The organism is Paenibacillus sp. VTT E-133280, from assembly GCF_002264385.1.
GTDB lineage: Bacteria > Bacillota > Bacilli > Paenibacillales > Paenibacillaceae > Paenibacillus_AQ > Paenibacillus_AQ nitricinens.
Window position 1 is genome coordinate 61152 of the sequence record NZ_NFUX01000006.1, and the last position, 14093, is coordinate 75244.

The 14093-nt window shown below is 43.3% G+C and carries 12 protein-coding genes; 1 reads left to right on the forward strand and 11 read right to left on the reverse strand.

The genetic code is table 11. The features are described 5' to 3' along the window. Positions 1 to 42: 42 nt before the first annotated feature. The 4 genes from pstB to CA600_RS04400 form a co-directional block, all read right to left on the reverse strand. A complete protein-coding gene (gene pstB / locus CA600_RS04385) occupies positions 43 to 819 on the reverse strand; it encodes a phosphate ABC transporter ATP-binding protein PstB (protein WP_076120520.1) in 777 nt (258 codons plus the stop codon). Between the two features lie 38 nt (positions 820 to 857). Further along, positions 858 to 1754: a phosphate ABC transporter permease PstA gene (gene pstA / locus CA600_RS04390; RefSeq protein ID WP_042128135.1), complete on the reverse strand. Its 897-nt coding sequence runs from the start codon at positions 1752 to 1754 to the stop codon at positions 858 to 860. Beyond that, entirely contained in the window at positions 1751 to 2653 is a 903-nt protein-coding gene (pstC, locus tag CA600_RS04395) for a phosphate ABC transporter permease subunit PstC (RefSeq protein ID WP_094869100.1), read from the reverse strand. Before pstC ends, pstA begins: the two co-directional genes overlap by 4 nt. 91 nt (positions 2654 to 2744) lie before the next feature. Continuing rightward, complete coding sequence (locus CA600_RS04400; RefSeq protein WP_094869101.1) at positions 2745 to 3677, reverse strand: phosphate ABC transporter substrate-binding protein; 933 nt, start codon at positions 3675 to 3677, stop codon at positions 2745 to 2747. Between the two features lie 332 nt (positions 3678 to 4009). Here CA600_RS04400 and CA600_RS04405 point away from each other — a divergent pair, with 332 nt between their 5' ends. Next, positions 4010 to 4894, forward strand: coding sequence for a LysR family transcriptional regulator (locus CA600_RS04405; protein ID WP_094869102.1), 885 nt, complete (start codon positions 4010 to 4012; stop codon positions 4892 to 4894). A gap of 68 nt (positions 4895 to 4962) precedes the next feature. Here the strand turns inward: CA600_RS04405 and CA600_RS04410 are convergent, their stop codons facing one another. The 7 genes from CA600_RS04410 to CA600_RS04440 form a co-directional block, all read right to left on the reverse strand. After that, on the reverse strand, positions 4963 to 5952 hold the full coding sequence (locus tag CA600_RS04410) for a substrate-binding domain-containing protein (RefSeq protein WP_094869103.1): 990 nt from the start codon (positions 5950 to 5952) through the stop codon (positions 4963 to 4965). Then, a complete protein-coding gene (locus tag CA600_RS04415; protein WP_094869104.1) occupies positions 5949 to 7733 on the reverse strand; it encodes a cache domain-containing sensor histidine kinase in 1785 nt (594 codons plus the stop codon). The genes CA600_RS04410 and CA600_RS04415 overlap by 4 nt, the downstream gene beginning before the upstream one ends. Further along, a complete protein-coding gene (locus tag CA600_RS04420) occupies positions 7730 to 9340 on the reverse strand; it encodes a response regulator (protein WP_094869105.1) in 1611 nt (536 codons plus the stop codon). Before CA600_RS04420 ends, CA600_RS04415 begins: the two co-directional genes overlap by 4 nt. Positions 9341 to 9452: 112 nt before the next feature. Continuing rightward, positions 9453 to 10433: an ABC transporter substrate-binding protein gene (locus CA600_RS04425; protein WP_094869106.1), complete on the reverse strand. Its 981-nt coding sequence runs from the start codon at positions 10431 to 10433 to the stop codon at positions 9453 to 9455. A 60-nt stretch (positions 10434 to 10493) separates the two neighbouring features. Then, positions 10494 to 11486, reverse strand: a complete 993-nt coding sequence (locus tag CA600_RS04430; RefSeq protein ID WP_094869107.1) for an ABC transporter permease — start codon at positions 11484 to 11486, stop codon at positions 10494 to 10496. Positions 11487 to 11518: 32 nt separating this feature from the next. Then, positions 11519 to 13018 carry a sugar ABC transporter ATP-binding protein gene (locus CA600_RS04435; protein ID WP_094869108.1) on the reverse strand — a complete coding sequence of 500 codons (1500 nt, stop codon included), beginning with the start codon at positions 13016 to 13018 and terminating at the stop codon, positions 11519 to 11521. Between the two features lie 208 nt (positions 13019 to 13226). Beyond that, positions 13227 to 14063: a class I SAM-dependent methyltransferase gene (locus CA600_RS04440; protein ID WP_094869109.1), complete on the reverse strand. Its 837-nt coding sequence runs from the start codon at positions 14061 to 14063 to the stop codon at positions 13227 to 13229. Positions 14064 to 14093 lie beyond the last annotated feature (30 nt).

Genomic DNA, 14093 nt, shown 5'->3' on the forward strand with positions numbered 1-14093 from the left:
AGAAAAAAAACACCGTTCCCTAAAGAACGATGTTAAAAGGCCTCAGCCGAAACGGCCCATGATGTATTCTTGTGTCATTTGATTCTCAGGATTAGTAAAGACCTTATCCGTTTTATCATATTCTATAAGGGATCCAAGATAAAAATAGGCCGTATAATCAGAGATCCGTGCAGCCTGCTGCATGTTGTGCGTTACGATTACGATGCGAAGCTCTTCTTTTAACTCCTTGATGAGCTCCTCTACTTTACCAGTGGAAACCGGATCTAGTGCGGATGCGGGTTCGTCCAAGAGCAGAATTTGTGGGTTAACCGACAACGCCCTTGCAATACATAAGCGCTGCTGTTGTCCACCGGATAGAGCCAATGCTGAATCTTTTAACCGGTCCTTCACTTCGTCCCACAAGGCTGCTTTGCGAAGGCTGCTCTCTACGATCTCATCGAGTGCTTTTTTCCCTTTAATTCCATGATACTTAGGACCAAAAGCGATGTTATCATAAATGGATTTGTAGAACGGATTCGGCTTCTGCCACACCATACCAATCTTCTGACGCAGTTTGATAACGTCTGTGCCCGGAGCATTAATATCCACTCCATCAATCCAGATGCTTCCTTTGGTGGTTGATCCGGAGATTTCGTCATTCATCCGATTCAGTGAACGAAGAAAGGTTGATTTACCGCAGCCGGATGGGCCGATCAGTGCAGTAACCGTATTTTCAGCAAAAGGAAGACTAATCCCCTTTACTGCCTCATATGTTCCATAAAAAATACTCAGGTCCTCGGTTTGAAAAGATTCTCGCACTGCTGTTGCCGACGTTCCCATCGATTACTCCTCCTACATCTCTACTTTATTTTTAGGAATTAGTTCATTCTTTTTGAAGCTGTAAGCTTACGATAAATAAATCTTCCGAAATAACGTGCTGCCAAGTTGAAGATCAACACCATAATTACAAGTACTGCTGAAGCTCCCGCAGCAATTTGCGCGGCATCAGGAGCAAGGCCTTCACTATTTACCTTCCAGATATGAACAGCCAGTGTTTCAGCTGGACGGAAAGGATTCAGTGGTGAGTTCGGACTAAGTGGATTCCAGTTAGTGAAATCTAATCTTGGGCTACTCATTCCTGCAGTGAACATCAACGCGGCTGCTTCCCCAAAGACACGGCCAGCGGACAAAATAGTACCGGTAATAATCGTTGGTAATGCTACTGGAAACAACACAGAGGTTACGATTTTCCACTTGGACAATCCTAGTGCAAAACCTGCCTCTTTTTGTTGCTTCGGAACACTACGGAAAGCTTGCTCAGTAATCCGAACCATCAGCGGTAGATTAAAGACCGTCAATGCCAGTGCTCCCGAGATTAAGGAAAAGCCAAGATTAAAATAGTTAACAATCAGCAATAGACCAAACAAGCCGACTACGATTGAAGGGAACGAAGATAATACTTCAACAATTAAGCGAATAAAGCCGGTGATTTTTCCTGGACGAGCATATTCAGCCATATAAATACCGGCACCCAGTCCAAGCGGTACTGTAATTATTAGCGTGAGTACCAAAAGGAATAAGGAGTTGAATAACTGAGGACCAATTCCTCCACCTGCTCGAATTTTTTGTGGTGCAGAGAATAGAAAATCCCAACTAATGTGACTAAGGCCTCGAAAGAGGATATATCCTAATAGACCAACCAGAATAGCTACGATGAGCAATGCGAAAAACACAATAAGGCTTGTGGCAATTTTATTTACGGTTCTCGGCTTCAAATTTTATTTCTCCTTTCAAGCAGTCTCACAAAGAAGACAAATACAAAGGTCATCAGCATAAGAACCAGTGCCATACTCCACAGAGCATTATTGTGCGCAGAACCCATGGTTGTGTTCCCCATTCCAAGCGTGATTACACTCGTCAAGGTAGAAGCTGATTCAAAGAGTGATTTTGGTACGAATGGCGCATTCCCGATAACCATCTGTACAGCAAGGGCTTCACCGAATGCACGTGCCATCCCCAGGACAATACCAGTCATAATAGCAGGAAACGTTGTCGGAATAATCACTCGAGAGATCGTCTGCCACCGGGTGGCACCAAGCGCATAGGAGGATTCCTTTAAATTTTGCGGCAATGAAGCCAGCGCGTCTGCAGCCACGCTTGTAATCGTCGGAAGAATCATGACCGAGAGCACAAGCGCGCCTGCAGCTACCCCGATGCCTTGACCAGGCAGGTTGTTGCGTAGAAACGGTACAATAACACTTAATCCGATGAAACCATAAACAACTGAAGGGATACCTGCCAACAGCTCGATTACGGGCTGAAGCAATTTTTTGCCCCATCCTGGGACAATCTCCGTCATAAACAGCGCAGCGCAAAGGCTAAGTGGACTAGCAATCAATGCTGCAAGTAGAGTAACTAAGAAGGATCCCGTGATAAACGGAAATGCACCAAAGGATGGCGTATCTGCTTCAGGTGACCACTTTGTTCCGAACAGAAAATCTGTAACGCTAACATCGCCACTTGTGAAAGTTGAAATCCCTTTAGACGCCACAAAATATACCATCGATACAATGATTGTTATCAATAGCAGTACACAGAAGGACATATATGTACGTCCCACAAAATCTTCAATATGATGTTTCTCGATGCGTGAGTTCTTTATTTTCACCCTCAATTGCTCCCTCTTTCTAAAGTGAAAAGAGAGGCAGATGTATCCGCCTCTAATCACTTGAGATTCTAATCCTTACAAATTACTTAGAAGTGAATTACTTAGCTGTAACATTTCCTGCAACGTCACGAGTAACTTGCATTTTTACTGCTGGAATGTATCCAAGCTCAACAACTTCACCTGTTTGTACTTCGTCTGTCAAGAAAAAGTCAAGGAATGCTTTTACAGTTTCATTTGGTTCGCCGTTTGTGTACATGTGCTCGTAAGCCCATACTGGATATTTACCAGAAACAACATTGTCTACAGATGCTTCTACACCATCAAGGCTAAGTGTTTTGATTGAATCATCAAGGTATGAAAGAGCCAGATAACCGATAGCCCCTGGAGTTTCTCCGATCATTTTCTTAACAGTACCGGAGGAATCTTCTTGAATCGATCCTGGGATATCTTCCGTTTTAGTTCCAAGTGCAAAGCTTTCAAAGGTTGCGCGAGTACCGGAGCTGCCTGGACGGTTGATGATTTGGATTTTTTGATCCGCTCCGCCAACTTCTTTCCAGTTTGTAACCTTACCTGTGAAAATATCGATAAGCTGTTGCTTAGTCAAGCTGTCTACACCAGCATCCGGATGAGTTACTGCTGCGATCGCTACTACTGCTACTTGATGATCTACAAGAGCTGCTGCTTTTTCTGCATCTGCATCCTTTAGTTTTTCTTCTGCGAATACGTCAGAGTTACCGATATCTACTTGTTTCTCAGCTACTTGAGTAAGACCAGTACCACTGCCGCCGCCTTGAACTTGAATGTCCACGCCAGCATTTTTATCCATGAAATTCTCTGCTACCAGCTCAACCAATGGTTGTAGTGCTGTTGAACCTGATGCTAGAATAGAACCACTTATTTTAGCGCCGCTACCTTCATTTGTAGCTGCAGCGTTTCCTCCCGTGTTGTTTGCCCCACCATTACCGCAGGCCGAAAGTGCCAGTACGCTTGTTAAAGCCAAAGTCATAACCCAAGATTTTTTGAATTGCATTGTTTTGTCTCCTCCTAAATGTTTTGTTAGCACGGCTTCCGCATACAGTTCATATGGAACTGGCTTCGAAAGCTTTAACATGGTGTTGTGGAGCTTTGGCCCCCATATGCTTGTTTACTGTAAAAGTGCATTGTACGCATATGTTATTGTTGTTGTCCGGAGCTTCTTGGCCCCTCTGACTCTTCTTATTCTAGAGCTCGTTCGTTAGAGAAACTTCTTAACTTTGTAAAGCCAACGATAAAAATACCAATAGAAACTATATATATGTATAGATTTAATCTATAATGGAGATATAATTTGTTATCCAACTTAGCATTGTGCGGAGGAAAGTCATGAATATTATGAAGTTAAAGATCGTTATTCTACTTGAAAAATATAAGAAAGTAACCGATGTAGCTGCTGAATTGGGCCTTAAACAACCCACTGTATCTTTTCATATGAAGAATTTAGAGAATGAATTTGGAACTCCTTTATTCCTGTATCGAAGTGGAAGAGTCCTGCTCACAGATGCGGGTAGAGCCCTTTATCAATATGCGCTCAAGATTGTCTCACTTACGGCCGAAGCTGAACGTACTGTTAAACAGTTTTCTTCCCCAACACATGGTACTTTGAAGCTGGAAGCAAGTTATATACCTGCAACTTATATTTTACCTAAAGCGCTAATCCAATTCATGAAACAATATCCTGGTATTAATAATTCGATGACGATCCAAAGTGATACTTTGTTAAAGGAACGACTCCGAAGCCGAGAAATTCAAATGGCTATTTTACACACTTCAGATTGGCATGATGAATCCTTTAACTTTCAGCTGATTGTCCGCGACGAGCCTGTGCTGATTTTTGCCCCTAGTCACCCTTTTGCAACTATAGAGAAGCTAACACCAGAACAGATCGCGCTTGAGCCTTGGATTCAGTATGAGGGTGGTTCTTGTTTACGGGGATTTGCGGATCAATGGGCAGAAATAAATCATATTCGCTTGTGGAACCGATCCGAGTTAAATTCACCTGAATCCCTAAAGAAGTTAGTTAGCGAGGGAGATGGCGTAGGCATTTGTTCTAGAGTCAGCATTGAAGCAGAACTTGCATTAGGTCGTCTTTGTTATGCTCCTCTACCGGGAGTTTTGCCTGAGAGCGGCGGTTTTGTACTGGCTTGGCGAAAAGATCATATATTAACACCCTTACAGCAGTCTTTTGCGGAAATATTAAACAACGTTTAGACCTTATATTTTATATTAAAAGGGAGCACCCAAAGCCATTACGGACTTGAGCACTCCCTTTTTTAGGCTTATTCTATAAACGGAAACATTAACTTCTCATTCTCACTTGTGTACATATTTTCCTTCGTAATGAATTCGGAGCCTGTATCCATAACAGGAGCTACTTTGTGGCCTGAAACGGCTTCAAGTGCAGTTTTCACAGCCAAGTACCCCATAGTAAAAGGTTTTTGAATCACCGTCCCCAGCATAATTTCATTCTCCAGCAATTGAACCTCACTACTGGAATTGTCGAACCCCACCAGCTTCACTTTGTCTTTTAAGCCCATATCCATAATTGCCAGTCCCGCACCTAATGTAGAGGGCTCATTGAGACCAATGATTCCCTTTAGTTGTGGCTGATTCCTTAGAAGATCAACAGTTAATTGATATGCCTTCTTCGAAGAACCGTTACTGTAAAGGGTATCCTGCACAAGATTAACTCCATTCTGAGATAAAGCATCCCTAACCCCTCTCTCTCTCTCGATAGCTGTAGCGGAGCCTTGTACAAAATTCATAATGGCGACTAGATCGTCGCTATGAATATTTTCAATCAACCTCTGCGCTGCTTTTCGGCCTGCTTCATAATTATCTGTGGCGATAAAACTCTCCGATACACCGCCGTTCAGTCCCGAGTCTACCGTAATAAGCGTGATACCCGCAGCTTTAATCTGCTCTGCAACCGGAACAAGACGATAATAGTCGGTAGCAGCCAAAATAATGGCATCAGGCTTCTCCTCAATCGCCTGTTCTAGTATTTGAATCTGCTTATCCACATCTAACTCGGTATCTGTTCCTACCGTATGGACATCTGCACCGAATTCCTTGGCAGCAGTTGCCACACCTTGTTTCATTACCTCCCAGAATTCAATGCTGGTATCGATAGTCTTAGGAACGTAGATAATGGTTCTGACTTTTGGATCAAGTTCATTCGTAAACATACGATAACCTACCCACCCGAGCGCTACAATAAAGAATAACAGTAGAGCAGACAGGCCTATTTTTGACCAAAGTGAACTCATGGACTCTCCTCCTCATAGAGCGCAGGAATTCTTAAAGTGACCGTCGTCCCTTCTTCCATTTCACTTGCAAAAGACAAACCGTAATGGTCCCCGAAATAAAGCTGAATGCGATGGTTTACATTCGCGACGCCTACCCCACTGCCAATCCTGTAATCTGGCTTTTGAAGCAGTAACTTCCCCATCTGATCTGGATTCATACCGACACCATTGTCAATAATTTGAATAGTAATATCTTTTTGCTCTCTTTTGCCTTTAATCAGGATGTGACCTTGCTCAGGATTATGCTTTATCCCATGATAAATCGCATTTTCAACTAAGGGTTGAAGGACCATTTTCAAAATACTGCATTCAAGAATGTCTTCATCCACTTCTATCGAATATGTGAATTTATGGCGATAGCGCATGTTCTGAATCGTTAGATAGTGCCGAATATGTTCTAGTTCTCTAGCGATCGGGATCAGCTCCTCGCCCTCACCAATCGTAGAACGTAGCAGCTTCGATAATGAAGAGGTCATTTCGACTACCTCCTCCATCTTACCGGTCTCTGCCATCCAAATAATCGAGTCCAGCGTATTATACAAAAAGTGGGGCTTAATCTGTGCTTGTAAGGCCTTAAGCTCACTCACACGCTTCATCTCTTGCTCCATGACGATCTGACTCATCAGCTCTTTAATCTTCAGGATCATCAGGTTAAAGGTACGGGCTAGCTTACCGATTTCGTTCGTGCTCTCAATCTCCACGCGAATGTCGAACTCACCGCGTTCAGCCTTTTTCATATTCATTTCTAAATTCTTGAGCGGTTTGGTTAATGCGTAGGACAGCAGCACAGAAATTGCCATAGCACAGATCAGACTTACGGCTCCCCACAAGGCGGCGGTCCCTTGCATCTGCTGTTTGTTAGCAACCAGATCATCTGGATAAGTGACCCCTACAATCTTCCAGCCAAAGCTAGTGGTATCCACGGTGTACAGTTTCTGTTCGTTCCCTGCTTTCACCGTAACTGACCCGTTCTTAATCCCAAGAACAGTATCCAATTGCTCAAACTTGAGCTGCGAATAAATCAACTGCTGTTGAGGATGATAAACTAAACTCCCTGACGGATCTACGATAAATACATAACCGCGTTTTCCCAGTTCGATTTGTTTGCACAGATTGTTGATTACGCTGTAATTAAGATCTACGAGTAGCACACCCTGTCGATCTGCTTCCATTTTAGAAAAAGAATCGGAAAGCTTTCTACTGATCGACACTACCCAACGGTATTCATTCTGAAATAAGTGCTGCACATGTGAAGAGGAGACAGCCACTCCCGTCTGGTTCAATGCTTGCTGATACCACTCTTGAGCAATCAACTCGGGAAGCGGTTTCAAAACTGCATCCAGTCGATCTGAAACGGTTATCCCTTCCGAGCTTGCATACACAATTGAAGAAATATCCGAGCGGGATTGGACTACAGATCGTAGATATTGGCTAGCTAATTGCTTATCCTTGGTCTCCCCTTCTTGTCCAGAACTCGAACCTCTTACATATTTCTCAAGATCACTGCTAGTTAACACCAGAGCAGCAATGCTCTCCATGTTGCTAATATAATTCTCGATGTTCAGTTTTACTTGTTCTATTAATTGTGAGGTATAGGCTACGGAATTCCCCATGACGGCTGCTGAGGAGAGTCGATATGAAGTATAGGTAAGTACTATAGTGGTGCAGAGGATAAGAAGCGAAAAAGAAATCGCGATATTATTATGAATACTTCGACTTCGGAAGAAACGATGAGGTTTCATAGAAGAAGATTCTCCTTCTGTCGCTGTCGATATTCCTTAGGTGTGATCCCAACATTTCGTTTAAAAATAACACTGAAATACTGAGGATCAGCATAGCCCACTCTAGCAGCGATATCATAAGTCTTCAGCTGTGTGATGGTAAGCAGTTCTTTAGCTTTTTCCAAACGGAGGCGAGTCAAATACTCAATAAAAGTCTCACCAGTATGCTGTTTAAACGTTGCACTGAAATAACTGATGCTCATAAAAATATGGCTACATAACTCATTGAGTGAAAAACTGTCATTATAATAATTCTCCCGGATATAAGCTTCCGCGGCTTTCATCTGAGAAGCCCTTACCGTAGTTCTTTGTTCCGATAGCTTGAGGATCAGCTCATGGCAAGTTCTCTCCAAATAATTCCTCGCTTCCTCTAAAGTCTTTAGAGCAGCAACTTCTGCGAACATATTATGCGAAACAAGCTCAGTATTGGGGAATCCAATATCGGCCACATAATTCATTAGAGAAACGAGCATCTGGTAAATGATACTGCGGCAACCTTCTATAGAAGAGCTATTGCTCTTTAATTCCTGAAACCATTGTGAGAGAACCTCTGAGATCGCTGATGCTTTCCCTGTCTTCAACGCGGATATAAATTGCTTTTCCCAAGAAGTGAAGTGCGCTTGATCCAACCCTTTGCCAAACTCAAGATCCTGAATGGAGATCACCTTATCGATGCCTAAAAGATAACGATATTCTAAGGATGAAATCGCTTCCTGGAAGGATTGTGGAATTTGTTGCATGCTAGCGTATTTTCTACCGATGCCGATGGTGGCGGTCAGCTTCAAATACTTATTCAAGCTGGTCTGAACCTGATCCGCGAGAAGCTGTGTTGTAACTTCAATTGCTTCTGAATCTCCTGATAATATCGCAGCGAGTTTACCATCTCTAGTCTGAAACACCACCCCGCACTGCCCCTTCTCAAGTTGCTCCTGCACAATGTTAAATGCAGCAAAACGTAGTAGCTCAGCATCAGAAGCAATGTCCTGGCTTCGACTCTCCATTTCTATCTCGATTACGATTGCAAGGTAAACCGCGCCCTGAAGCTGTATATGAAAATAATTCATTTTATTCTCGATCTCATCGTTCTTCATTCGAGTCGTAACCAGTTTCTCCAGAAAACGTTCGCGCAGTAAAGGTAAGCTCTGATTTAATTGCATGCGAAGCTTAGCGATATTGGCCTTTTGTAAATACTCTTCATCCAAATCCTGCTTCATTTTGCTTAGAAATTCTGCAAACTCACGAGCATTAATTGGTTTTAACAAATATTCTGTCACCTTCAAGGTTATTGCCTGTTTGGCGTAATCGAAGTCTTCATATCCAGTTACGATAATGACCTTCATGTCGCGGTACCGTTCCATAACAGCTTTTGCCAGTCCTAAACCATCCATAAAGGGCATGCAAATATCTGTAATAATCACATCTGGTCGAAACTGCTCGATCGCATCAAGGGCATCTCTGCCGTTATCGAAATCTCCAACGAGCTCAAAACCATAATTATTCCAAGATATCTTCTGTTTAATCGCTTCCCGAACCTCATCTTCATCATCAACCAGAATAATCTTATACATCCAACACCTCCTCAGCTATGAACTTATCGATCGCTTACATGTAAATGTTTACCTTTTTAAATAAGGATAATAGAGGTTACCTCTTTAAGGCAACCTCTATTATTAATAGCTTCTATTCGTATAGCAGAGGTTTGATCTCATCGGAATCCATATTGTTCTTATCGTACCAATGAAACCCGGTGTCAATATTCTTTTCAACGGTTTCCCCTTTAATCGCCTGCACAGCCGCCTTCACCGCTTGATAACCAATCCCAATAGGGTCCTGTGTAACCGCGCCAGCCACAACACCACTACGAATGGCATCCATTAACTGTTTACCAGAGTCAAATCCGATGACCACAATCTTTCCACCCATCTGCAATTCATTTACGGCATTAGCCACACCTACCGCAGAGCCTTCGTTTGAGCCATAGATCCCTTTAAGATCCGGATTGGCCTGCATCATCGCTTTTGCAAGATCCGTGGACTTCAACTGGTCTCCACCGCCATATTGCGGCTCTAACACTTCAATATCTGGATATTTCGCTTTCATTTGTTCTAAGAAACCATCACGACGTTGTTGACCTGTGCTGCTTGTTTGGTCATGTACGACTAGACCTACTTTACCTTTCTTGCCAATCAACTCCGCCATTTTATCAGCTGCTAAAGCGGCGGCTGCTTTATTGTCCGTCGCTGCTGTTGCTACAGGGATATCGCTGTCTACTCCAGAGTCAAACCCAATGATGGGGATATTGTTTTCCTTTGCCTTTTCCAGATATGGAATCGCTGCTTTGCTGTCCAGAGCCGCTAAAGCGATTGCTGCAGGTTTCTTGTCTAGCGCCGTCTGCAACATTTCAATTTGTTTATCTACCTGACTCTCGTTTTCAGGGCCTTCAAACGTAATCTCGACATTAAACTCCTTGGCAGCCTTCTCGGCTCCTTGCTTCACCGCTTGCCAGAATTGATGCTGGAAGCCTTTTGAAATGACTGGGATATAGGGTTTGTCTGAACCGGATGCACTCTTTTTGCTATCACTGTTGTTACAAGCACCAAGTAAGGTAGTAGCCAGTAACAAACTGGCAAGCATAATAATCCCTTTTCGACGTTGTTTCATTTAAATCTTCCCCCTCGTCATTTGCTTTGTATATCACTCCGTATGGAGATAATACCTCTTTCATTGCTTCCGTCTGCGAAGAATATCAGCATACACTGCGATGATGATGACAACACCGACAATGACTGTCCGCCATTCCTGAGCAACGGACATAATTTGTAAGCCATTCGTAAGTACACTCATAATCAGCGCACCGATAATCGTACCTAGAATAGATCCTACGCCTCCACTTAAAGATGTACCTCCTATGACGACGGCTGCTATAGCCTCTAGTTCATAACCAGTACCAAGTGACGGCTGAGCTGAATTAAGTCGTGAGGCCATCAGGATACCAGCGATTCCACTGAAGATCCCTGTGATGGTGTAGATTACAATCTTCCATTTGACCGTATTTACACCGGATAAGCGAGTCGCTTCTTCATTGCTGCCAAGCGCAAAATTATAACGTCCAATAATGGTCTTCGACAATATGATGCTTGCGATAATTCCGAGCAATAAGAAGATAATGATGGTATTCGGAATGCCTGGGATCATCTTACCCATAGCAATCTTGGCAAAGATCGGATCATCATTGAAATAAATAGGCTTTGCGCCCGTTATGACCAGTGATAATCCTTTAGTGATCATCATGATCGCCAGCGTAGCAATGAAAGGTGGAATATTCATTTTCGCCACCATTAAACCGCTGATAAAGCCACATAGTGCACCAGCTAGAATCCCGCCTACAATACCGAGTGGAACGGGTAGACCCCAGAATGTAATGAAGACGCCAACCATCACGGAAGAGAAGGTCATCACCGTACCCAAAGCAAGATCGATCCCACCTGTAATAATTACAAAGGTTGCGCCTAGAGCTAATACTCCAATTACAGCAGTAGAGACCAGAATTCCAACTAGATTAGAGAATTGAAAAAAGTTACTTGAGGCTACTGAAAATACGATGACCAATATGATCAAACTTGCGAATGCCAATAATTTTTGTTTGAACCCTGATTGCGCCCCGGTTTGCTTCGAGCCGATAGGTTGGCTTATCCCTTGATCTGCGATCTTCATGACCTTGACACCTCCGATAAACTCTTGAACGATTATGAACGCATCGTCGCATATTTCATAATTGCTTCTTGCGATGCTTCTTCTGCGGTTAGTTCTCCGGTTATACGTCCTTCACACATGACAATAATGCGATGGCTCATTCTTAGAATCTCTGGGAGATCTGAAGAGACTATAATGATCGCTTTTCCTTCGCTGGCCAGCTGATCAAGCAACTTATAGATCTCACTTTTCGCCCCTACATCAATTCCACGTGTCGGTTCGTCGAAAATCAGCACATCGCAGTCTCTCGTCAACCATTTACCGATAACCACTTTTTGCTGATTACCACCGGATAAGAATTTGACTTTTTGACTTATACTTGGTGTCTTGGTTGCTAGTGCTTCCGCATGCTGCTCCGCTGTCTTTCGCATCTCGCGATCCCTCATCCATCCGAAGGCATTGCGGAACTTATAGAAGGAAGCCATCGCATTATTCATGCTAATGTCCATCTCTACAAGCAGTCCGTAGCGTTTGCGATCTTCGGACAAATAGCCAATACCCTGCTGCACTGCTTGATGAGGATGTCGTATACGTACCGTATTTCCATGCAGCTTAATCTCACCTTTATCGATAGGATCAGCCCCAAATACGGCGCGAACAACCTCAGTACGTCCAGCTCCCATTAATCCTGCGAAACCCAGAATCTCACCCTTATTCAGATGAAAGCTGATATCCTTCAACAACTGCCCGCTAGAAAGATTTTGAACCTCCAGAACGACTTGCTGCGTCTGTTTGGAAATCGTCGGCTTTGACGTTTGATAGAGTTCTCTACCGACCATCATGCTAATAATCTGATCAATGGTTATTGAATCCGTCCGAACAGTATCCACGTAACAACCATCCCGCATGACTGTAATGCGATCTGTGATCCGTTTCAACTCATCCATGCGGTGAGAAATGTATATAATACCTACACCTTCTTCTCGTAATTGCTCAATCATACGGAATAACTCGTTAATTTCCGTATCTGTCAACGCTGCAGTTGGTTCATCCATAATCAGTACCTCCGCATTGAAAGACAAAGCTTTTGCGATTTCAACCATTTGCTGATTAGCAACTGTCAGATCTGAGACCAAAGTCTTCGGATCCAGTTTTAGATTCATCTGATCAAACAGTTCCTGCACCTTACGATTAAGCTCCAGATCATCAACGAACCATTTCAGTGCCTTACGCGGCTCACGACCAATAAATATATTTTGGGCCACTGTAAGATGCGGCATTAGATTCAGTTCCTGATGGATAATACTAATCCCAAGTTCCTGCGCAGCGCGAGTATTGGCAATCTCCACCTCAGATCCCTTGTACCACATCTGCCCCGCATCCTTGGAATAGACTCCTGTTGCAATCTTCATTAATGTAGATTTTCCTGCGCCATTTTCACCAACTAATGCATGCACTTCCCCACGCTTCAGCTCAAATTGACATTGATTCAATGCGTGAACACCGGGGAAAAATTTATCAATCCCCGCCATTCGTAGTAATAATTCGTCCATTTCATCTCCACCTCAAATCCTTTAGGAGTGCTTTTTTATTGAAGTAATCGCTTTCAATATTGAATGTAAAATTATTGTATTGCCTATAGGCTTCAAATGTAATGGAATATTCTCCGCAAAAAAGTTTAAAATTTTATGTTTTAAAGCAAGCAAAAAAGACTGCACCGTCTTTTCATGGACGATGCAGTCTTTTATAAGAATTATTAATTCAACCCTTTCCAGCCACCAAGGTGTACGTCTTTGGGATTCCTTTATCAAAAACATCCGAGGATAGATTGGGCTCTTCGGCCAATTGGCGGATCACAAGTCCAGAACTAGCAGCGGCTGTAACGATTTCTCCAAGCGTCCAGCGGCGCCAATAGACAACGCTATGTTCCTGTTCGCCTACAGGTTTGCCTGTGGAAGGCAAATACTTGGAATACGAGACCTTCTTTTCTTCCAATGTTGTATCGAAATAATCCCCACTAACTTTGTGCTTGCGAATCTTAGCCGTAGATCCCTTCGAGGTTATAAGCTTAGTTGTCACTGGATGGAAATCACGCAGAACAAAAATCCCGCCAGGAGAAAGTAAACGACGGACGGTTTCCATAAACGGTGCAAGATCGGTAAAGTAGTGCATGATTCCTAACTCAGCAAATACGATGTCATATGAACCATCTAGGACGTGATCTGGAAGCTTAAGAACATCTGATACGATGTAGGTAAGCTGAACACCCGCTTCTTGTGCGAGATCAGCGGCATAACGCGCATTTGCTTCCGAGAAATCGGCAACGGTTACGTCCGCTCCAAGTAAAGACAAAGCGACGGCCTTCATGCCATTTGATCCCATGAGATTCATCATCTTTTTACCCTTTACTTCTCCAAAATAAGAAGAGAGCGGGTACAGCTTCGCACTTGGTTCCTTGATTAATTTGGCTGCTGCTTCTGAAGGTGTACCAAATCGAATAACCCAAGCTGTGTATGTGTCTTCGTTCCATAGTTCCTCACTGGTTGGCCCTGTGCCTTTTCCAGAAGGTAGTTCTACATTGTGATCTTGTTCTTCCATTCCTTGTGACCCCTTTATGATTAAAATATC